Below are 22589 nucleotides of genomic sequence, written 5' to 3' on the forward strand. Positions count from 1 at the left end.
ATTTAATTCTACATTTTGAAGAATACTCCTCCCAAAATCTATCATAAAAATAAAAAGACCTCCCTGTTGTAATGCCCAAATATGAATAGGATTGATTATAATTTATATAAAAAGCTGCATTTTAAATCAAAATGACAGCTTTCTATTGAGTATCTATTCCTTCCAACCTACTGCTATATCATTGGAGGAGAATTCAATAACTAGTTTAATTTGAGGCGAATAAATATACCTATCCCACTTTCTAACTTCTTCAACTCTGTGTAGGATGCTAATTAATTTTGTCTTCATAACATGTTGATAGCGAAGATCAATAATATAGCCTATATCGTTATGTATCTTATGATTTTTAATGACTAGCTCTGCTAATGCGCTTTCATAGTCAATAAAGTTAGAAAATATCGTTTTATAAAACACAAGTGTCCAATCAATTCCATAAGCATGAAACGGAAATTCTGCAAATAATTCATCTATGATTTTATTAGATTCTTCTTTTGATAAAATTTCTACCTCATCTTCTAAATTTGGAAACAACGCTTGAACTTCCTCTAAAACAGTTTCATATTCTCTTTTTTCCTCTTCATCTATTGCTTTTTGCTTTTGCTTATCTAGCAACATTTTTAAACGTTCTTTTTTATTCTTCACTATATTCATCCTAACTATTTATTTGAGTCATATATCCAATTCTTTTAAGTCACCTATCGTTAAGATAATAACACCGACAGTAGTAGATGTCAGTTTAGATAAAAGAACGTAATCATTTGATGTGTCGTTTCATCATTCAGAGATAGCTATACAAAAACGACACGTATGTATTCCTCGTTCTTTAAGCTTTCAAGGTGATGCAATTCAACGTCTTCCATCGTGAGACGACGACTTTTTAGTTTTTTGTCACAATCCCCTGCCCAAAACCTTATTAATTCAGCGCCTTGCTCTGGTTTAATATGTTCCTTCAAATAACTTAAAAAATCCTCTAAAAATTGAGGACCCCAATTTCCCTCAATGCCGTATACAAAAGGTTTTTCATTATAAACCCCTAAATCATATGGTGGATTATCCCATTCAAATATATTCAAATTCCCAAAAGCCGATGCATCTGCTGCATGTAAAACTCGTGCATCATCATCCATCAAATGCCACGGCTGTGTTGGTGTACTCTCTGTAATGGGATATAACTTTTTCATTTCCCTTATTGTTATCTCAGCAATTCCTGTACAATCAACTGTTTGTAAAGAACTGTTCGCTACAAGTACGGAATATAACGTCATATGTTTGTCTCCTTAAGCTTTAATAAATGAAACTCAAAATATTATCTAAGTAGTAATTTCGCCAGTCATCCAACCTTTAATGAATACTTCCAATGAAGAAGCAACCCACGTTCTACTGTCATCTTCGTGGTTCCATACATAAATATCTTCTGTTTGAATGCTACGATTTAATATTTGATAGCCAAATAGGTCACCACATCCATTATCTGAAAAAAATAACAGTTGGTCAAATGGCATATAAATATCTTTATAGTCACTAAAATTTCTAAAAAATAAATTATCCTTTACTATTTGTGAAGTTGACCATATTAAAGGACAGCCGAAACTATCAAACACTCCATTTGTTTCATTATATAAATCAAACAACTTATTTGGTAATTTCACATTTAATTCCTCTGATATTTGAATTATTTCAGCATTAGATGCTGGTGGTTTGAAAGAGTAATCTTTTGATACCGAACTTATATAGTACTTCCACATCTATGTAACACCATCCTTAAAATCGTCTAGTTAGATAATAATTCACCACTATTAAAAGACATTCCTTTTCACTAAACTGCTTCGATAGTTTAAGTACACTTTGTTAATATAAATTTCCAACAAAAAACCATCTTTATTATAAAAGAACAAGTTTTGAAAAAAGATTGATCAAAAGGGATTCTTCTTTAGCAGTTTTAAGTTAGGTTTTTATAAAAAAGTTTGATTATTTTCTACCTGTGTTGCTCCATAATTGCAACCGATTGTTGAAGATCGTTTTTCTTATAGAACTAACGCATCTGTTCGTTAAGTATAACTCTTCACAATTACTTGATATTATATAGGTGAATAGAAAGATAAATTATAATTTAGTTTTGTATTTGTAAAAGTAGGTTATTTATATTATTCTCTTATAATTTTTCAAAAAGGAGAGTTTATGAAAAAGTTCATTGTTTTTGTATTAACGATATTTGTATTATTTTCAGGATTCACAACACAAAGTTATGCTCTGTCAGATTCGAAATCTGCGGCAATACAAGCGTTGCTAGATGATGCCTCTCGTATATCAGGTGTGCCGGGAATGTCCATCTCAATACTTGCTGATGATGAAGTGTTCTACTTTTCTTCAGGGTATGCTGACCGTGAAAAGGGGTTGTCTGCAAGTGAAAATACACTCTATGAGTTAGCCTCGGTCAGTAAAGCTTTTACCGGTATGGGTATTTTGCTGTTGGAAGAGCAAGGGCTGCTCTCAATGACTGACCCTGTCCAAAAATATTTACCTTGGTTTACATTAAAGTATCAAGGGAAACCTGTTGATATGCAAAGCCTTACACTAAATAACTTTCTTCATCATACCAGTGGTCTAACAAATATTAGGCATACCAAAAATATTCCACAAGGCAATTCACCGAATATGTTGCAAAAGACTGTGGAAATGCTCGTAGATGCTGATTTGGCGTTCCCTCCCGGTGAACAGTATAACTATGGAACGGTTAATTATGACGTATTGGGTTTGGTTATTGAGATTGTGTCGCGACAAAGCTATGAAGACTTTATGAGGGAACAGGTATTTCAGCCGTTAGGTCTTCACCAGACGTATGTTTATAAAGAAGATGCTCAAGCCACTGGACAGTTGGCACAGGGCTACCGTTCTTCCTTTTTTATGACAACTCCATTTAAAGCTCCTGATTATGCTGGAAATAAACCCGCAGGCTACATCATTTCTAATACAAAAGATATGGCGCATTGGATGGGCATACAGATGGGTATTGTGCAGGACATACCCGAAATATTCCACACGGTTATCGAAAAATCACATAGGGGTGATATGTCTGTTTCGGCTGTCAACGATATGTATTATGCGGCAGGTTGGTTGGTTAACGCTGACCAAACGATTATAGAACACACTGGGGGCAATCCAAATTTCAGAACCGAAGTAGCCATACTGCTAAATGAACGAACAGCCATCTGCTTGCTGAGCAACGGTGCAAATACCAATATAAATCTGGTACTAAAAGTTAAAGATATATTAGACGGCAATCTAACTCAGTCATATCAAATAAGCGGCACACAGCTTTTGGATATCATTTTGTCAACTGTCACTATTATTCTTTGCCTTTTGGCTGTTCTGCTATTTCTCTTAGGATTACGCAGAAGGAAAACGAATGAGCGGCAGCCAATGACAAAAAGGAGAATAATCGTAACCGTTATTTTCCTAATCTCTACAATTGCCCTGGGTATACTGTGCTGTGCTTTCGATTGGTCAACGATACTTATTTGGCAAACATATAGTGGTCTTACAGCTTTGATTTCGTCAGCATTATTAACAGCAAGCATTGCATGGTTTGTATACACTCACCGATAAAATACCTCGGTCCCAAGATAAACATAATTTTAAGTAATTAAATTTCAATTTATCAGTATGCTTAATTTGAAAACATAAGACACTTCGGTGTCTTTTTTAATACCATCGGCAATTTTACCAACCATACCCAATTACTATTGCTTCCACTAACCTGCTCTGTTTGTGGAATAAGGATGTTTAAACAACTTTATTATTTTTCAAATGACTTAATTGTAAATTAAGCAACAATATTATTTTTGTACAAGCGTCGTTAGGTAACATTTCTTAAAAGACTGTTATTCAACAATCTGGCCCGACTGCTGAATAAGGGAGAATCCTGCATATAACAAGATTTTTTTATCAACCTTTTATAAATTATCATGCTAAGATCTAAAAAAACAGTTCTTCTTTTTTCAAAACGGTACAACTTTCTTACAAACGGTTAAACTTTGTTTTAAAGATACAAAAAGCTCCCCTATAGATTACTATGATCCAAAGGGGAGAGGCGTTGCGATTTTTTAAAAAAACTACATAGCTTTATTTGAAATGATACATCTTTTTTCAAACGATACGACTTTATTTCCAATCTACACAACTTGATTGAAAATATTATTTACAGACCGCATTTCAACTGTGCGCCACAGTTTGTACATGTATTACAGCCGCCCATTTCTTCAACCGTTCCCTTACGGCATACTGGACATGTGTTCCCTACGTCTGAGCCGATAACGGTTGTTGACTCTAACGCTTGGATTGTGTCCACTAGTACAACTGGACGTTTTGTATGTTCTTCTACCAATTCTTCTTCAAATGACAATTGATCCATATCATTTTCTTCAGCTTTTAGTGTAAGTACCTGTGAATCACGGCTACCATCGACATAGACCGTACCACCTTTAGCGCCACCCTTGTAAAGTCGCTCATATACTTTTTCTACTTGCTGTACTGTATAGCCTTTTGGTGCATTTACTGTTTTAGAGATGGACGAATCAATCCATTTTTGAATAATACATTGCACATCAGCATGTGCTTCTGGTTTCAACTCCATTGCTGTGACAAACCACTCTGGAAGCTCTTGCTCATTTACTTCTGGATGACGGTTTAAATATTCTTGGACAATTTCGGCTTTTACTTCAATGAATTTGCCTAGACGACCAGAACGGTAGTACGTGAAGGAGAAGTATGGCTCAAGACCTGTTGCTACCCCTACCATTGTTCCTGTTGACCCTGTTGGTGCAACTGTTAATAAATGCGAGTTACGGATACCAGTCGCTAAAATCTGTTCTTTGATGTGAGCAGGCATTTTTTGCATAAAGCCTGTTTCTGTAAAGGCTTTACGTAAACGAGCTGTTTCTTCGTCTGTAGCACCAACTAAGAATGGGAAGCTACCTCGCTCTTTCGCAAGCTCTGTAGATGCCTCATACGCAGTTTCAGCAATTGTTTTAAAGATTTCATCGACTAACGCATTACCTGCTTCAGAACCATATTCTTTTTCACAGTAAATAAGTAAATCAGCTAAGCCCATAACCCCTAAACCAACACGACGCTCGCCAAGGGCTTGTACACGGTTTTCTTCTAAGAAGTACGGTGTTGCATCAATAACGTTATCTTGCATACGAACACCAACACGAACTGTTTCACGTAGTGCTTCGTAATCAACTGATTGATTTTCTTTATTCGCAAACTGTGCTAAATTCACAGCAGCTAAGTTACAGACAGAATATGGTGCAAGTGGTTGTTCCAATAATTGTTATCCTAAAGGCTTTTTATCCTTTAGTTCTTACAGTTCAATTCCTGCAAGTTCAGCATACATTTTCATTACACACTTTTTTCATAAACCTTAGTAATTCTTTTCTTCCTCTATCTTCACCAAAGACTGCTTTTGAAATTACTCTAAAATCTTTAACACCAAATTCTTGATAAATTTGCTCAATTAATGGATTAAGCGTTGATTTTATTTTATTCAAGGGTGTTACAGTTATTATTTCAGTATGATCGATTGCCCATTGTATGACAGTTTGTTTGATTTCTTGATGTATACTTGCTCGATTTTCAACATAAACTTGTGTGGCGATTTTTATATTCGAATTTCCAGCGCACACTTGAGTACAAAACAATTTGGATGAAGTAATAATTACTTCAAATTCGCGCCCACAACTTTTGCAAATTCTTTGCTCTCGGGGCTTCTTCTGCTTACCTTTTTGTACCAAGCCAGATTTTCTTAAACCTTCAATCATTCTAGCTTTTGCTGGACTATTGGAATCCCACAACTTCTTAGTGTGCTGACCGATTTTTCTTTTTGTTTGGTCAGTATGTTTTTGATTGAAATGTCCATTGTATTTACCATATACAGCTTTGTTTATTGTTGTATTATTCGACTCTATCCATTCTGTAATCGTTGATGTGAGTGAAAATGGAACAAGTTTATACATATCGAGCAACTCTTCATAGGAAATCAATTCGCAATCAATACCATAAGTTGTTTTAATAACATTTAGAGCCTTTAGAGCTTTCTCTTTTGCCTCGTTATCGCGAGACTTAATCTCTACAATCTTTATAAGATTGCCGGCATCGTTATAAAAGAAAAAATCAGGTTTATAAATTTGTATCCTATATTAAATACTCTATCCTCATAGCCCCAAGAAATACAATGATAATCTAGAAATTTGGCGTATGCATACTCATAAGAGCTTCTTAAATATTGTGATTTATAAAAGCCTGCATAACCTCTATTCATTTCTATCACAGCCTTTCTTACATTAGGCAATTTTGAATTTTAATGAATGTGTAATGTTGCGGTCTCGTGCCCGGATTATAGTCTACAAAGTAGGATCACCGGGTATGCGTTGCCCCTGACTAAAGCTTTACCATTAGCCTTCGGTTCGGATTAGCATCTCAGCCTTCCCGCTTTATCCCGCAATTTTTAACGTGAGGCGAAGTCCACCACACGGATTAGTCGCTACAACACTTTGACCATATGCCTTTGCATTTGTCATGTCATTCGCGTTGTCGATGAAGAAAATACCTGGCTCTGCCGAGTATGTTGCACATACATTAATTAAATTCCATAACTCTTTTGCTTTAATTGTACGGTATGTGCGGACTTTATAGCCCATTTTCTCCCATTCACGAACGTCACCAACTTCATGCCATTTCGTGTTGTAAACGCTCATTTCTTCCTTTGTATATTCTTCAACGGCTGGGAAACGAAGCTCAAAGTCAGCGTCTTTTTCAACTGCTTCCATAAATTCTTTTGTTAATGTCACAGAAATATTGGCACCTGTTAAAAACTCTGGGTTATGAACTGTGTATGTGCCACCATCACGTAATTTATTTTCAGCATCACGAATGATCGCTGTATCGAATCCACCTAAGCCTTCAATATTTTTGTAGTTCACGATGCCTTGATACATCGCTTCTTCTTGCATAGAAAGTGGCTTGAAGTTTAATTTTTCTTTTGCTAGACGAATGATTGTTTCATCCGTTGTATTTTCGATCAGGTAACGCAGAATACGTGGATTTTGCATTTTCGAAATAATAAATTCCACAATATCTGGATGCCAATCTGCTAGCATAATCATTTGTGCCGATTTCTTACGCGGGTTCGCTACACCCACTCTCTATGTCACCATAGAAGTTGAGACCATATCTTACATCTTATTAGATGCCCTCGCACTTCGGAGTGGCTTCACTCCTACTCTACTCACTTCCGCTAACTTAGCGTGTTTTCGATGGTCGTTGAACCTTCCCCTTTAAAAGGAGCTTGGCTGCTGATTGTCTTTATCCCACTACTATTTTCAAGCATTCACGTTTACCGTTTCCGATTACGTTGTAGCTAGCAGTGCATTTATAATGCGTTTTTTAACATTTTCAAAATCATTTTTTATCTCATCTTCCCAAAAACGGAGTAAAGTGTATCCATTAGCTGCTGCAATTTGATTTTTTTCGATATCCCTAGCTTTTATTCTCTTTTGTACCTCATAAAAAGAGGAATAAAATTTTGGATTCCCATGCCAAAAATCACCATCACATTCAATTAGAATATTTGTCCCAACTAGTAAGAAATCAAATTGTGCACCTTCAAATATAAAGGAATATTTGTAGGTGATTGATTGTTCAACTAAGAAATTCTCTAAAGCTGTTTCAATACTAGTTTTTCTAAACGTTTCCCTCTCTATTTGCTTTAATGCAGCTTGTCGAATCTTTTCAATGGTTTCTTTACTATAAACCCCTGTCTTACCGCTATTCCATGAAGGCGTTCCATTTATTTTTCTAGTTTTAGCTGTTTTTGAAATGATATTATTAAAATGAACCTTTTTTTGTTCATTTGGCATGTCATTATGCCACTTACCTGTATTTTGGGATCGAAGTCTACTCGCACACTCTTTACTACAAGTTTTAGTCTGCCGATGTATTTCATCGAATAGTTTCCCACAAATTACACAAGTTAAAGGCTCACCTTTTCCTCGACAGCTTCTACAACAAAATTGATTAGGAATACCTCGCCTCAGTTTAACCTTTTTATTACATAAACTATATTGGCAGATCACCATTTCTATTGGATAAAAATAAGATATTAAATAATTATCTAATGTTAAATTATGCTCATTTTTCAAATGAGACGTAAACCATCCTTGTTTATTATGATTTATTGTAAAACCACATATTAAACAAGTTTGTGGTTGTATCGCATCATAAACATCCATATTTCCCACCTCGATTAAAGTGACAATATTTCCGTTAAAGAGTTTCCAGCAATTCACGAGGTTTGTTTACGCAGAAGCACTTAGATTATGCTTACCTCTGCGGCTACCACCTTGTTCGACAAGATGAGTCAGCTTCGCAATATCGTCTAACCATGAGACAGAGCCAGATGATTTACCATTTACACCACGTGCTAATGTGTTGCGTGGGCGTAATGTTGAACCATTTGTTCCTACACCACCACCACGACTCATAATTTCCATTACTTGCTTACGGTGATCACTAATCCCTTCACGAGAGTCAGCTACAAATGGCATCACGTAACAGTTAAAGAAAGTTACATCTGTTTCAGATCCAGCTCCATAAATCACTCGTCCTGCAGGAATGAATTTTAAAGATACTAATTGCTTATAAAATTTCTCAAACCATTCTTGGCGTTTTTCGGGTGTTTTTTCAACAGCAGCAAGGCCTGTTGCATTTCGTTTTGCGATTTGTTCATAAAAAATCTCAAGAGGCTTTTCTAGCACGTCAATTGAACGCGTAATCACTCCCGTTTCTTGCTCTTGCGGATCGTCTAATGCGCTACGATAATCTTCCTCAATCAAAATATCTGCTGTTTTTGTAGACATGTCCAGCTTTTGAATTGTCCCTAAACCACGTGCAGGAAATTTTGGGTCAGCTTTTACCGTTAATACAACAAAATCGCCGGCTTTCAATGTTTTCTTTTCTGTGTCTTTAAACGAATAGCGATCGATCATGACGAGTCTTGATACACCTTTGTGTGTAATATGCATATCAGACGTTACGGGGTGTACCTGTGGGAATTGTTCAATATCTTTGTTTAACTGTTCAAATTGATTGTTTACTTCGGGTTGATGATTTGTGAGTACCATCGTTTTGCCTCCCTTGTTTTCTTCATTACAAAATAAATACACAATATCTTGTGTCGTTAAACACTACATATTGTGTATATGTCTTTTAAAAAGATACTATATATAGTTTTTTAATTCAACTCTTGCTTTTTTTAATAGATTCCGAACTACTTGTTATGACTAGGGTTGAACATTAAAAAATATTTTTTCCATACCATTTTTTACTTTTTAAAGTTCCACTCATCAGAAGCATATTTTTTTTCTTCTAAAGCTCGGACATATTCTAATTGCTCCTCAGAAAGTGTAAATGGTTTTAATTCAATTTGCAACGATTTTGCAAAGCCGTCTCGAAAAGCTGTCACACACTGCTCAACTGTCACAGGCTCTTTTACAAGACTATTGATGGCAACAGCCTTTTCTGGTAGCTTTCTGCGCATACGATTCTTCGCTTCTTCACTTGAGAAATTAAATACGGATAATAATTTCTCCTGATCCAAATCTAATAAAATGGCGCCATGCTGTAAAATAACACCCTTTTGACGTGTTTGGGCACTTCCCGCTATTTTTTTTCCTTCCACGACAAGTTCATACCAACTTGGTGCATCAAAGCAAACAGCACTTTTCGGACTCTTCAAGTCAGCTCTTTTCTCCTCTGTATCAGGTACACTAAAATAGGCATCCATACCTAGGTTATGGAAACCTTGCAAGATTCCCTCACTTAACACACGATAGGCCTCTGTCACAGATTCTGGCATATCCGGATAGCTTTCCGTCACAATAACGCTATAAGTTAACTCATGTTCATGCAAGACAGCTCGTCCACCTGTAGGACGTCGTACAAAACCTAAGCCTTGTTCACGTACAGCATCTAAATTAATATCTCTTTTGGCTTGTTGAAAATAACCAATCGACAATGTTGCAGGTTCCCACTCATAGAAACGAATCACCGGTGGAATTAACCCCTCACTATGCCAATCAAGTAATGCTTCATCTAGTGCCATGTTAAAAGAAGGACTACATTTCCCTGAATTTAAAAAATACCAAGTTGTCATATGTTCATCTCCTACAAATATAAAATGATCCATCAGGCCCCACCTGTGGTTCAACTTTAACGAATAATATTCTACAGTTCAAGTTGCGAACGATTGCTTGTGTAACGAGATAGATGAATTCGCCACAACCTAGTTAATTTTATCAAACTCATTGGACTATCGCTAGCGCATCTTTTATAATAATAGAGAAGATAGAAAGGGGTAAGAAAATCTTGGACATACTTATCACAATCGGTGTCGTTTTAGTAGTCACAATTGCATATATCGGTATTAATGCACTACGACTCAAAAAAGCCGTAACCAACCTAACGCAAGAGCAATTCATAGAAGGCTATCGTAAAGCCCAGCTGATCGATGTTCGTGAGCAAAAAGAATTTGATGCTGGTCACATTCTTGGTGCACGAAATGTTCCTTCGACAACACTACGTCAACGTTATAAAGAAATCCGCCCAGATTTACCAGTATATCTATACTGTCAAAATACAGGCCGTAGCTCACGTGCTGCATTATTTCTTAAAAAACGTGGGTACAACCAAATTTACCAACTTCAAGGTGGTTTCAAAACTTGGACAGGTAAAATAAAAGCAAAAAAATATTAATGCTCTCATGTAAAGAAGTCGTCTCAAAGAACTATGAGACGGCTTCTTTTTTAAAAAATTCAGAGTTTCTACTATATTATATCTATTGCAAATGATGATGTGCCAGCTTCGTGTATACTAAGTCCCTAATCATACATTGGACAGAAAAAGATAAAGCAACGAGACGCAATATAATCCACTTTTTGATACCAAGTCGTTGAGCAGGTTTTCACATAAGCATGAGTGCTTTGACTTTCTTTTGGGAGTGGTCTCCATATAATTGACACCTACTTTGAGCGGTCTTCATATTAGAATGAGCACTTTTTCACACTTTGTGAGCGGCTTTTACATAAGTTTGAGCGCCTTGGCACCTTTTTTGAGCGGGGTCCTTATAAGTATGAGCACTTTGATACTCTTTTGGAGCGGCTTCCTCATAAGGATGAGCGCTTTGATACTCTTTTGGAGCGGCTTCCTCATAAGTTTGAGCACTTTCACACCTTTTTGGAGCGGCTTTCTCATATGTTTGAGCGCTTTGACTCTCTTTTGGAGCGGCTTCCTCATAAGTTTGAGTGCTTTGACTCTCTTTTGGAGCGGGTTTCTTATAGGGATGAGCACTTTGATACTCTTTTGGAGCGCTGTTTCCTCATAAGTTTGAGCACTTTCACACCTTTTTGGAGCAGCTTTCTCATATGTATGAGCGCTTTGACACCTTTTTGGAGCGAGTTTCTTATATGTATGAGCGCTTTGAGACTCTTTTGGAGCGGCTTCCTCATATGTTTGAGCGCTTCTACACACTTTTGGAGCGGCTTCCTCTTAAGTTTGAGCGCTTTGACTCTCTTTTGGAGCGGCTTCCTCTTAAGTTTGAGCGCTTCTACGCCCTTTTGGAGCGGCTTCCTCTTAAGTTTGAGCACTTTCATACCTTTTTGGAGCGGCTTTCTCATAAGGATGAGCGCTTCTACGCCCTTTTGGAGCGGCTTCCTCTTAAGTTTGAGCGCTTTGATACTCTTTGAGAGCGGCTTCCTCATAAGGAGGAGCGCTTCGACACACTTTTGGAGCGGCTTTCTCATATGTTTGAGCGCTTTCACACCTTTTTGGAGTAGCTTTCTCATATGTTTGAGCACTTTGATACTCTTTTGGAGCGGCTTTCTCATATGTTTGAGCGCTTCTACACACTTTTGGAGCGGCTTTCTCATAAGGATGAGCGCTTCGACACACTTTTGGAGCGGCTTCCTCTTAAGTTTGAGCACTTTCACACCTTTTCGGAGCAGCTTTCTCATAAGGATGAGCGCTTCGACACTTACTATGAGCGATCTTCCAATAAGTTTGAGCACTTCGCTTCTCTCAAGAGTATACCTAATAAAATTCATCACTGCCTACTCCACTTAAAGTAATCCCCTCAGAATATTGCTCATTATCACTATATTAGCTTCCATAGAATCAGCCACTACACCTCACATTTTAAACACCCCTTCATCAAACACTTTGTATGACCAAAAATCCTATTTTTCGTTAGAGATATACCAGTTACGAACCCTATTCTTCTATTTTTCAGAAAATAGTCAAAATTTATTGTTGAATAATTTTGGAAGCACTGATAGGATGTATAGTATCTTACAATAATATTTGATTATGAAATTAATAAGCTATGAATGCTATGGATCAAACTATAGCAGGAGCAGTTCTGGAGAGAGCGCACATTGCGTCGCCGAAGGGTTCACTATCTCAGGCAAAAGGACAGAGGAGTAATAGCAGCTTTTATAAGCGATGCTACATGTAATATTCAACCTATTTCATGTAGACATCTGCGAGTAAATGGTATTTGTTATTCTGACGTTTTTCCGAGACTAGTGTCACAACTAGTCTCTTTTTATTTTTCCAGTCATAGTTTTTTATGCATCTTGAGGGGGATTAACGTGGAACAGCAACAATTAAAACGTGATTTAAAAAATCGCCATGTGCAGCTTATTGCCATTGGTGGAACAATTGGGACTGGTTTATTTTTAGGTTCTGGGAAAGCCATTGCCTTAGCAGGACCTTCGATCATTCTAGCTTACTTAATTGTAGGTACTGCGCTATTTTTTGTGATGCGTGCCTTAGGTGAATTGTTACTATCCAATGCAGGCTATTCATCATTTACGGATTTTGCATCCGAATACATAGGGCCTTGGGCGGGTTATGTGACAGGCTGGACATATTGGTTCTGTTGGATAATGACGGCGATGGCAGACATTATTGCAGTGGGGGTTTATACACAATATTGGTTTGATATCCCACAATGGGTGCCCGCTATTGGTTGTCTCGTATTGTTGTTACTACTCAATCTATTAACGGTTAAGCTTTTTGGTGAGTTAGAGTTTTGGTTCGCTATTATTAAAGTTATTACGATTGTGGCACTTATCATCATTGGTCTCATTATGTTAGTGACAGGCTTTCAAACTAGCTCGGGAACAGTATCAGTTGAAAATCTGTGGGCACATGGGGGTATGTTCCCAAATGGTATATATGGCTTTTTAATGGCCTTCCAAATGGTTGTCTTTGCATTTGTTGGTGTGGAATTAGTGGGAGTTTCAGCAGCTGAGACAGCAGATCCTCAAAAAAATATTCCATCCGCCATTAATAAAATTCCATTTCGTATTTTGCTCTTTTATGTAGGAGCATTATTTGTCATTCTATGTATTAACCCATGGTATGAAATGTCTGCCTCAAGCAGTCCATTTGTCCAAGTATTTACATTAGCTGGTATTCCAATTGCGGCTGGTATTATAAACTTTGTTGTCCTTACTTCAGCCGCTTCAGCAGGTAACAGTGGTTTATTTTCCACAAGTCGGATGCTCTATACTCTTGGCAACAACAAACAGGCATCTCCAGCATTTGCAAAGCTCAACAGAAATAGTGTGCCAAGTAATGCACTCGTTATATCTGCTATTGTTGTATCAGTTGGCGCTCTATTAAGTAAGTTGATGCCAGAGAATGCCTTTAGTATTGTGACGACGATTAGTGCAATTTGTTTTATATGGGTGTGGAGCATTATCATCATATCGCACATCATCTACAAACGAAAAAAACGTGCCTTACATGAAGCTTCAACCTTCAAAGCACCGCTGACACCTTTTATCAACTATGTCGTGCTTGCGTTCTTTGCCTTTCTATTAATTGTGATGTTTATTTCTGAGGCTACGCGTACAGCACTGCTGTTAACACCGATTTGGTTTATCGCTTTATTTATTATTTACAAAATGAAAAAAAGATGACTTCAGACAAAGCGCTGAAATCATTTTCACTTATTAAAATATTGTCATATCCCATTCTGTTGCTAGATGTTTCAGCAACTGTACACCTGCCACACTGTTTCCTATTGGATCAATCGCTGGTCCGTAAATTCCGATACCACAGCCGGTAGGAAACGGGGAGTTCAGGCTTGCATGTCCTGGAACAGCGGCAAGAATCGCACCTGATACACCACTTTTTGCGGGGAGGCCAATAAATGCTGCAAACTTCCCTGAGGCATTGTACATACCACATGTCACCATCAAAGCCTTCGCTAATTTCGCCACTTGTTTAGGGAATAGCTGTTTCTTTAACAGTGGGTGATAGCCATCATTGGCAATAACTAAGCCAATCATAGCTAAATCTGATACATTGACTTCAATTGCACATTGCTTCAAATAAACCTCAAGGGCCGCATCTACTGAACAATCTAGAAAGCCAGAATCCATTAAGTAGTAGGCCAATGCTCGATTACGATTAGCCGTTTGCCACTCTGACTCGAACACTTCTTCATTGATACTTAATTGCTTGCCGATGATTTGCTCTAAAAATTGTAGAATCTTTGTGACCTTCTCTTGTGGAGAATGACCAGCCAACATGGAGGACACCGTAATAGCCCCAGCATTAATCATCGGGTTAAAGGGTTTACCTGGCTGATGGCTTTCTAAGCGAATAATTGAGTTAAAGGTATCTCCTGTTGGTTCAACATCTACTCTTTCTAAAACATATGGCAGGCCTCGATCCATACAGGCTAATATAAATGTGATGACCTTGGAAACGCTTTGAAGGGTAAATAGTTCTTCGGTATTTCCTGCTTTGATTTCATGGCCATCTGTCCCAATAATTGCCACAGCTAATTGGTTGGGATCTTTTTGGGCTAAGGCAGGGATATAACTAGCACATTGCCCTTCGTTGGCAGCTGCACGATACTGTGATACCCATTGTGCTACAAGATGATGCTGATGATTGGGTTGTGTTGACATGTCACGTTCTCCTTTCAAATGAGGCAAAAACAGAGCCTTCATAGTTCTCCTATGAAGACTCTATCCTGTTAGCGCTTAGGTGGCTGTGTGCCCTCTGGAATTAATGATTGATATATTTCTCCATCAAGACGTTCTTGCCATTCCTTTTTCGCTTCTTCAATGTATGTAGGATTATCCAGCAACGCTAAAGCTGTACAAGCCATAATTTTAGCAGCCTGTAGCATACCTTTATGCGCAATTGGCATAACTCCCTGAGACACCACCTGCCATGTGTGCAACGGTGTCCCTAATGCCATACATACCGTTGTACACTGCACGGTTGGTACGTTCCAGCTGACATCTCCAACATCGGTAGAGCCACCCATAATAAATTCAGGTAGCATGCCTGGAACATGATCAGCAATCACTTTTCCTTGTAATTGCTTGGCATCTTCTTTACGCAAGCCCACTAATGAAGCGGCTTGTACTTCTGGCGTAAACGTATTGAAAATAGCCTTTGCGTACTGTTCATCCTCTATTGTATAGTCTGGCATGCCAATTTCAAGTATTTGTTGATACATTACATCATAAAGCGTTTTATTTGTAATCAAATCCGAAGCAGCGCCTTCAAACTCAATGTCCACTGACGTCCCTGTCATCATTGTGGCACCCTTTGCAATCTGTTCTACGCGCTGATAAATTTCCTGCACTTGCTGCTTTTTAGGTGCTCTAACAAGATACGTTACCTCTGCATATGGTTGAACTACATTTGGCGAAGTTCCACCTGAATTCGTAATGGCATAATGCACACGCGCTTCTGGAATGATGTGTTCTCGTAAGTAGTTTACCCCAACATTCATAAGCTCAACAGCATCTAAAGCACTTCGCCCAAGATGTGGTGCAGCCGCCGCATGCGCACTTTTGCCCGTAAACTTAAAGGTTGCGGCATAGTTTGCTAGAGAACTACACGTCATCACGGTCGAAAAAGTACCTGGATGCCAAGAGATCGCGATGTCAACATCATCGAAAAGACCAGCTTTTGCCATATAAGCTTTACCAGATCCATTCTCCTCTGCAGGGCAACCGTAAAAACGGATTGTTGCTGATTGATGATTTTGCGCTAAATAATCCTTCACAGCTACAGCAGCTGCGAATGCGCCTGTACCTAATAAGTTATGACCACAACCATGTCCGCTTCCACCATCCACAAGAGGTTCATGTTGTGTTGCCCCACCTTTTTGACTCAAGCCCGGAAGCGCATCATATTCACCTAGAAAGGCAATGACAGGCTTTCCAGAACCATACGTTCCAACAAGCGCTGTTTCAAGACCAGCAACACCAACGTCTGTTTGAAAGCCCTCTTTTTCTAGTGCCTCTTTCATATATTGCACCGATTTTTTTTCTTGAAAATGAAGCTCAGGCACAGCCCAAATCGCATCGCTTAATGCTACCGTAGCTTGCTGTTTTGCTTCAATTAACGTCGAAATTTTTTCATGATAACTCATTTTCATTCCTCCACTTTCATTATGCTTTTAACAGTGTTCCTTTTTGGTCGTTTAGCGTGACAAGCGACACAATACAGATAAGCGCAAAGCCAATTAACATCCAAAAGGCTGCATCAAAGGAGCCATTAAAGGCATCAACCATAAAGCCAATCGCCATTGGTGTGACAAACCCGGCTAATTGCCCCCCTGTATTGGCAATCCCCATCGCAGAACCTGTGATAGAAGAAGGTAATTTCTTCAGTACAATAACAGGTAGTAATGTAATGACAAATGCAATAAAGATTGACACGACCGTTTGGTAGCCAATAAATAACGTTACTGTTTCGGCAGTAAACATTAAATACAATAAAAGACCAATAACTGCGCAGGAGATAGAGCCTAACACTTTATCCATCCCTTTTGGTAGCTTATCAATGATATATCCGCTACCATATACACCTATAATCGTTGTAATGGCAGGTATTGTTTGTGCCCAACCAATGGACATTAAATCCAAGCCTCGATTTTTTTGAAGATATGTTGGAATCCAAGAAACTAATCCCCAGTTCACTGCATAAATACAAAAATAAGCAATAATTAAATTCCACATTAGTGGTGTTTTCAATAACTCTTTAAAATTCACTTTATTCGCAGGATTTTCTGTTTCAGCTGTAGCTGTTTCGTCTTGCGGAAGTTTAATATATTTCCAATATAAAAAGGCAACTATTGCGCCAATGGCCCCAATGATAATAAACATCATGCGCCAGCCAATCGTTCCTAATAAATAGGCAGCTAGCAGCGGCACGATGAGTGAGACAATCCCACCAGAAGTAAGCATGATGGACATTGCTCTTCCTCTTTCTTCTTTCGGGAAGATCGTAGCTATAATCTTAGAGCTTGATGGCTGAAATCCACCCTCGCCAATGCCAAATAAAAAGCGAATCACAATCATCGCTGTTAAAGACCAAGCAATCGCCGTTAGGCCCGTGAAAATAGACCACATGATAACCGCCATCAATAAAACTCGTTTTGCGCCAAATTTATCCGCAAGCCAGCCACCCGGTATTTGCATAATGGCATAACCTAAAAAGAAAGCGCTTAAAATAATACCCGTAGAAGATGCATCCAATTGCAAATCCCCTGTAATCGAAACGACTGCATAGTTCATAATGTAGCGATCCAAATTCCCTAAGGACCAGCCTAAAAATAATAGTGCAAGGATGACATTTCTAGATTTTTTCGTTACTTCATTTGTTGTCATTCATATCCCTCCCATATATAGACATCTTCTCTTTATTGCCATGACCGTTCTTGATTATCATTGCCCCCTGTCAATAAATCCCCTCTTATATACCGACAATTTCGTTATATATTCGTATAATAATCAAAGTTCAATGAAAAAACAATATTTTTTTGAAAATTTCTAATAGATAATCGTCTTCGCATCCCCTTATTATTTACCTAAAAAGTCGCTGAATTCGTTGATTTATCTGTATTAAGAGCTTCTTCTAAAAAAAGCACAAAAAATGTCCCACACCACTTATTGGCATGGGACATTATTATAAATTTTTAGACAAGTTGATACATTTTTATAGGTCTACCTCGCGTATGCTGCAATTCTTCTCCACAAATTCTCGCTAAATCGACATTACATAAATCTGCCACGATTCGTTGGGCATTTCTTTCGCTCATTTGCAACTGTGTCGCTAAATCCTTTGTCGTAAAATGCTTCCAGCGCATTTTCTGTACGAGTGCATGTATTTTCATATAGGTTTTAATACTAATATTCCCTTTTTTTAGTTTTTCTAAAATATAAGGGTCTTCTGCTCGGTAGGAATAAGATAGCTCTTCTACATTTCCTACCGATTCAATAATGGTGCCATCATCCTGTATCATCACGATATCAATAGCTTCATTTTCCTTTGTCTGTCTTAGTCCTCGGTGAGCATGTAACTCGGCATTGAACACTGTTTGAGCAAAACCAATACCTGCTGTCACCTTTGCCTCCATTTCAATCGATAACTGATACATTTTTTCTTGTAAAAATCGTATTTGCCCTTCAATAGCTCCTCTTGTACTAAAGATCGTATATTTGCCGTTCCCCTCTTCAATAAGAGAGCCATCAATCTGTTCACAGAGCTGTAGTAGATTTTCCTTCGTACGCAACTCTAAATATTGAATACGATAGCCTTGCTTCATGCGCTCTTTTAATGAATCGAAGTCTTTTATTTCAAGCATGACCGCACCAATTTGCGTTTCTTTATAATAGGACGTTTTGATCTTTTCTGTAAAAAGCTGAACCGTATGATAAATTTCAGTTTTTGTCGGAGAAACCCAATAAGACGGAACACCACGTTTCTTCAGCTCTTCATCAACAGAAGGATAACAAGTAATCGCAAAATCAATCTTTCCCGCCTGCCAAAGACTATAGTGGAAATCAAATAACTCTTGTGGATCAATAGCCACATCAAATTCCTTTAGATACATATGATGAACATTATTTTGAATCTCCGCAAGACTTTCTGAAGCCATTTGAGAAGGCGAAGGAATAATATCAATACTGACATTTTCAATAAACTTTTTTTGTTGATAGGACTGCTCTAAAAACCCTCGATAAATGGCCGCTTCGGAAAAAATAATATGGGTCAATTTATCTTTAGAAACACTCGTTTGACTGGCTATTTTATAGGGAATGTAGCCAGAAAATAGCCAGAAATCTACAGCCTGATTATGTGTCTCCACAAGATGCTTTGTTTCCGTCGCCACTTTATATATATACGGAATAAATTCCATATCCTGTTCGATTTCTCGCGCTAATCCAATGATTCTTTCAACGGATTGAATGGGACCAACAACACCTATTTTATACATCTTTTGTTCCTACCTTCTTTGTGAAACTACCATCTTTATGTAAACTATTTCTTCCTTTGTTGTACCTAGTATAGCGGACAATCAAATTACTAGACAAATCTTATGTATAAAGAAAAGCCTCGAAAACTGTTCGAGGCCATCTAGAAGTAACTATTATTGCTCAGTTGGATACATTTTTGTATAAAGTAATTCTAATCTTTTAGAAAGCTTACCATAGGCAGTTTTCCATGCTTTGCGCGCTGTTTCATCGCCCCCTGCTGGTTCGTATTTAGTATGCACCTCGTCAACCTTTTTCAAATCACCCTCTGCTTGTGTGAGCTTCGAATAATTTTTAACAACCTTCTTATCAGCATCACTCAAAGCATCATAGGCTTTACGGATTTCACTTACTTTCTCCTGCAAACCATCAATATATTCACCTTTTTCAAGAAGTAAATTGATCGATTCAATTAGCGACAACGCATTTTCATTCGTTTGCTGTTGTCCTTTTTGCTGATCAATAATCAATTGTCGAGTCCCTGCATCAATCAGGCTCACTTGTTTAGATGTAAGCTTTTCAAATGCCTTGATAACGGTGCTTGGATTAGTCGCAAAGGATTTCTCATAGGTCTTCATAAAGCTTTCCACTTTTTTCACATCTGCAAGCGCTGTTTTTAAAATATCATAATTCGTAATCAACTTTTTATCACTTGAACTAAGACTACTATACTGCGTAGAAAGATTTTTAATTGTTTCAATCGTTACGACATAGAGATTATTGGCAACAATTGTAGCAATGTCATTATTTAGCTGTGTGAGCTTCGATGCATTTTCATCGATATTTTGATTTTTTAATAAAGCTTCATATTGTTCTTTTGCTAAATGCTGCTGATTCGCTGGTAATTTTGCATAAGCTTTTTGCACTGTTTCAATTTTTTTAGCTTTTTTCGCAGCATCTGTTTCTTCTCTAGCAGTCTGTATTTTTTTATAGAATGATTTCACACCCGTAATATCCTTCTTTGCCGCCGTTAATAAATAATAATTTGTCACATATTTTCTTGCAGCTGAAGACAATTTTTTATAAGATTCGGTAGCTGTATCAACAGCCGTTTCTAATTGATTGAATGAATATTTCGTCACATCCGCAAATTTGGCGATATCCGTCTTTAACGCCTCTGCTGCTGCTTTATCAGTAGGCACTTTACCATTGCCATCAACAGAAATCTTTGGCGTGTTTAGTAAAAAATCTTCAGCATTATATACAAGTGACTGCTGTAAATTCGTAAGATTATTATAAGCTTTTAAAGTACTTGTATAGCTTGAATTAAGTTTACTTTCCGTAACACCAGTGGTTGCAGATAGCTTTTGATACGCATCCATATCTTTATTTACTTTTTCGGCTGCTTTTAAATCTTTCTGTAAGGTAACAAGACTATCATAGCCAATGATTTGTGCTGCTGAGGCTTTCGTTAAGCTCTTGTATTCTTTGATCAGTTGATTGACATTATTGACATGACTTTGCCATGAACCCGCAGACGGATCGAACGGATAGACATCATCACCAATATAGCTATCTATATCATGATTTAGTTTTGTAATTTGGCTTTCTTCAGCACGTTCTGCTGTAGTCAAACGTTGCACATACGCATCTGGCACTAATTTTAATTGTTTATACGTTAATTTTTCATAGGCTGTTCGAATGGATTTAGCTGTCGTCACTTGTTTATTCGGTGTAATATTTGTAGCTAATTTATCAAATGATTTAATAAATTGCTCGACCTTTTTAATATCCGATTTAGCCTCAGTCAAAATGGCTTGGTTTTGAACAGCAGCTCGGTAGCTTTGTGATAGTTTCTCAATATCTGCTTCAAGCGTCTTCACAATCTCCTGTAAGGAATCAACATCAGCAGCTACATATTTCACAAGTGAATTCTCATAAGTTAGTAAATTAATAATGGTTTGATTGAGACTTCTCACTGCTTTTATCTCTTCAAGATCATTTGGCTCATTTAATAGATTTTTAATGCTCTTATATAAGGTCTCATTTACATCTAAGCTACGCTGTAACAGATCTAGCTTATTATAAGCCTCCTCTATTTCTTTAATTTGTTTTTCATTACTAGTCTCTATTTTGCTCCATTTTTCATTTAACTTATTTAGTAATTCAACATCAGCAAGCGCTCGCTTTAAGACATCGTAATTGGACACATTCCCTTTAGCTGCTGCTGATAAAGATTGATAGTTTTTTTCTAGTTCCGCAACTTTAGCACTGAATGCTTCTAAGCTTGATACATTGTATTTATTGTCATTGACCAATAAAGTTTCAATTTCGGTAGTTAAAGTATCTGTAGATTCTTTTGATACTGTAATGGTATCTGATAGTTTAGATTCCGCAAAAGAAAGACCCACTTTTGCTTTAACTGTAACAGCAATATTCTTAATATCCTTTTCAATAGCATCCTTTGGGATCGTATAGGTACTACCTGTAGCTCCCTCTATGATAGTAAAGGAGTTATCACCCAGTTTATAAAACCATTGATAACTATATGTAATTTGACCACTTTGCAATTCTGCACCATTCTTATCAGTGACAGTAATACCAGCTACTTTCACTGTTTCCCCAGGTGCTGCAAAACCAGAAGATTGACCTTCTAAAGTTGGAATGGTGATTTCAAGATCTAATGGCTGAATTTTGCGTGGTTCACTTTGAAATTTTTTATTTTCTGTCGTAGTTGCTTCCACAAAAATGGTTTTTCCAGCTGCTTCGATGGGCACTTTTAAGGAAATGGACGTAGCACCAGGAATCGGCTTATTTGTTGAACCCTCTTCACCAGTAATTTCCTCTAGGTAATACCATTGATAGGCATTGACGATAGTTTCATTTGGTAATTTATCCACTTTCAATGTTTCATTGACAATATTTTTCCCACTGACTGAAACTAGTTCAGTTGCACCTGCTACAGTTGAAACAATAAGTGCTACAGGAATAGCTGCTGCTGTTAAAAATAATTTTTTATTCAAATCTATTGACCTCCTCAATCCTTCTAATGAATTATATCGGTCATATGGCCATAATTTCCTTGATTCTACGGTAAGTATTGTAAAAAGTGTATTTTCTCCTGATTCTCATTTTGCAAAATAATATTTTTTTGATATCATTTTATTATTTTTGATTTATTAATGCATTTAAATAAACACAACTTCAAACAAAAGCCTTCTAACCTGCATTCGTAGC

At 37.4% G+C, this 22589-nt stretch carries 15 protein-coding genes, 3 pseudogenes and 1 riboswitch; of the genes and pseudogenes, 3 read left to right on the forward strand and 15 right to left on the reverse strand.

All coding sequences use genetic code 11. From position 1 onward, the window contains the following. Positions 1-153 precede the first annotated feature (153 nt). From JTI58_RS24415 to JTI58_RS24425, 3 genes are all read right to left on the reverse strand, one after another. A complete protein-coding gene (locus tag JTI58_RS24415; protein WP_205444278.1) occupies positions 154-642 on the reverse strand; it encodes a CDI toxin immunity protein in 489 nt (162 codons plus the stop codon). A gap of 146 nt (positions 643-788) precedes the next feature. After that, positions 789-1265, reverse strand: coding sequence for a hypothetical protein (locus JTI58_RS24420; RefSeq protein ID WP_205444280.1), 477 nt, complete (start codon positions 1263-1265; stop codon positions 789-791). 45 nt (positions 1266-1310) lie between these two features. Next, a complete protein-coding gene (locus JTI58_RS24425; protein ID WP_205444282.1) occupies positions 1311-1745 on the reverse strand; it encodes an SMI1/KNR4 family protein in 435 nt (144 codons plus the stop codon). A gap of 433 nt (positions 1746-2178) precedes the next feature. Here JTI58_RS24425 and JTI58_RS24430 point away from each other — a divergent pair, with 433 nt between their 5' ends. Next, entirely contained in the window at positions 2179-3606 is a 1428-nt protein-coding gene (locus JTI58_RS24430) for a serine hydrolase domain-containing protein (protein ID WP_205444284.1), read from the forward strand. A gap of 592 nt (positions 3607-4198) precedes the next feature. Here JTI58_RS24430 and JTI58_RS24435 read toward each other — a convergent pair. From JTI58_RS24435 to JTI58_RS24460, 6 genes and pseudogenes are all read right to left on the reverse strand, one after another. Next, positions 4199-5326 (reverse strand): annotated as a pseudogene (locus tag JTI58_RS24435) (ribonucleoside-diphosphate reductase); the annotation flags it as partial. Between the two features lie 61 nt (positions 5327-5387). After that, complete coding sequence (locus JTI58_RS24440; protein ID WP_243456249.1) at positions 5388-6017, reverse strand: restriction endonuclease; 630 nt, start codon at positions 6015-6017, stop codon at positions 5388-5390. Positions 6018-6527: 510 nt separating this feature from the next. After that, a pseudogene (locus JTI58_RS24445) lies at positions 6528-7202 on the reverse strand (ribonucleoside-diphosphate reductase); the annotation flags it as partial. A gap of 207 nt (positions 7203-7409) precedes the next feature. Further along, positions 7410-8291, reverse strand: coding sequence for an endonuclease domain-containing protein (locus JTI58_RS24450; RefSeq protein WP_205444288.1), 882 nt, complete (start codon positions 8289-8291; stop codon positions 7410-7412). Positions 8292-8384: 93 nt separating this feature from the next. Continuing rightward, a pseudogene (locus tag JTI58_RS24455) lies at positions 8385-9182 on the reverse strand (ribonucleotide reductase N-terminal alpha domain-containing protein); the annotation flags it as partial. A gap of 200 nt (positions 9183-9382) precedes the next feature. Then, positions 9383-10162: a lipoate--protein ligase family protein gene (locus JTI58_RS24460; RefSeq protein ID WP_141905527.1), complete on the reverse strand. Its 780-nt coding sequence runs from the start codon at positions 10160-10162 to the stop codon at positions 9383-9385. Positions 10163-10425: 263 nt separating this feature from the next. Between JTI58_RS24460 and JTI58_RS24465 the strand changes: the two genes are divergently transcribed. Next, the gene (locus JTI58_RS24465; RefSeq protein WP_004231073.1) at positions 10426-10812 is read left to right on the forward strand and encodes a rhodanese-like domain-containing protein; all 387 of its coding nucleotides are present in this window, start codon (positions 10426-10428) and stop codon (positions 10810-10812) included. 578 nt (positions 10813-11390) lie between these two features. On the opposite strand, the gene JTI58_RS24470 is transcribed toward JTI58_RS24465, so the two are convergent. Further along, complete coding sequence (locus JTI58_RS24470; protein WP_205444292.1) at positions 11391-12161, reverse strand: hypothetical protein; 771 nt, start codon at positions 12159-12161, stop codon at positions 11391-11393. A 301-nt stretch (positions 12162-12462) separates the two neighbouring features. Next, positions 12463-12539, forward strand: a riboswitch (glycine riboswitch). Positions 12540-12704: 165 nt separating this feature from the next. Between JTI58_RS24470 and JTI58_RS24475 the strand changes: the two genes are divergently transcribed. Next, a complete protein-coding gene (locus JTI58_RS24475; RefSeq protein ID WP_205444294.1) occupies positions 12705-14042 on the forward strand; it encodes an amino acid permease in 1338 nt (445 codons plus the stop codon). A gap of 33 nt (positions 14043-14075) precedes the next feature. On the opposite strand, the gene JTI58_RS24480 is transcribed toward JTI58_RS24475, so the two are convergent. From JTI58_RS24480 to JTI58_RS24500, 5 genes are all read right to left on the reverse strand, one after another. Next, on the reverse strand, positions 14076-15041 hold the full coding sequence (locus JTI58_RS24480) for a glutaminase (protein ID WP_205444295.1): 966 nt from the start codon (positions 15039-15041) through the stop codon (positions 14076-14078). Positions 15042-15109: 68 nt separating this feature from the next. Continuing rightward, positions 15110-16525 carry a M20 family metallopeptidase gene (locus JTI58_RS24485; RefSeq protein WP_205444296.1) on the reverse strand — a complete coding sequence of 472 codons (1416 nt, stop codon included), beginning with the start codon at positions 16523-16525 and terminating at the stop codon, positions 15110-15112. Between the two features lie 19 nt (positions 16526-16544). Further along, positions 16545-17765 carry an MFS transporter gene (locus JTI58_RS24490; RefSeq protein ID WP_205444297.1) on the reverse strand — a complete coding sequence of 407 codons (1221 nt, stop codon included), beginning with the start codon at positions 17763-17765 and terminating at the stop codon, positions 16545-16547. A 308-nt stretch (positions 17766-18073) separates the two neighbouring features. Beyond that, entirely contained in the window at positions 18074-19375 is a 1302-nt protein-coding gene (locus JTI58_RS24495; RefSeq protein ID WP_205444298.1) for a hypothetical protein, read from the reverse strand. A 153-nt stretch (positions 19376-19528) separates the two neighbouring features. After that, a complete protein-coding gene (locus tag JTI58_RS24500) occupies positions 19529-22375 on the reverse strand; it encodes a hypothetical protein (protein WP_205444299.1) in 2847 nt (948 codons plus the stop codon). Between the last annotated feature and the right edge of the window lie 214 nt (positions 22376-22589).

It is taken from the genome of Lysinibacillus fusiformis (genome assembly GCF_016925635.1).
Taxonomy (GTDB): domain Bacteria; phylum Bacillota; class Bacilli; order Bacillales_A; family Planococcaceae; genus Lysinibacillus; species Lysinibacillus fusiformis_F.

Coding starts and splice junctions, on each gene's coding strand:
- JTI58_RS24450 (WP_205444288.1), bottom strand. CDS start 8,291: ATGGATGTTTATGATGCGATACAACCACAAACTTGTTTAATATGTGGT.
- JTI58_RS24420 (WP_205444280.1), bottom strand. CDS start 1,265: ATGACGTTATATTCCGTACTTGTAGCGAACAGTTCTTTACAAACAGTT.
- JTI58_RS24425 (WP_205444282.1), bottom strand. CDS start 1,745: ATGTGGAAGTACTATATAAGTTCGGTATCAAAAGATTACTCTTTCAAA.
- JTI58_RS24480 (WP_205444295.1), bottom strand. CDS start 15,041: ATGTCAACACAACCCAATCATCAGCATCATCTTGTAGCACAATGGGTA.
- JTI58_RS24495 (WP_205444298.1), bottom strand. CDS start 19,375: ATGTATAAAATAGGTGTTGTTGGTCCCATTCAATCCGTTGAAAGAATC.
- JTI58_RS24440 (WP_243456249.1), bottom strand. CDS start 6,017: ATGTATAAACTTGTTCCATTTTCACTCACATCAACGATTACAGAATGG.
- JTI58_RS24490 (WP_205444297.1), bottom strand. CDS start 17,765: ATGACAACAAATGAAGTAACGAAAAAATCTAGAAATGTCATCCTTGCA.
- JTI58_RS24460 (WP_141905527.1), bottom strand. CDS start 10,162: ATGGCACTAGATGAAGCATTACTTGATTGGCATAGTGAGGGGTTAATT.
- JTI58_RS24430 (WP_205444284.1), top strand. CDS start 2,179: ATGAAAAAGTTCATTGTTTTTGTATTAACGATATTTGTATTATTTTCA.
- JTI58_RS24485 (WP_205444296.1), bottom strand. CDS start 16,525: ATGAGTTATCATGAAAAAATTTCGACGTTAATTGAAGCAAAACAGCAA.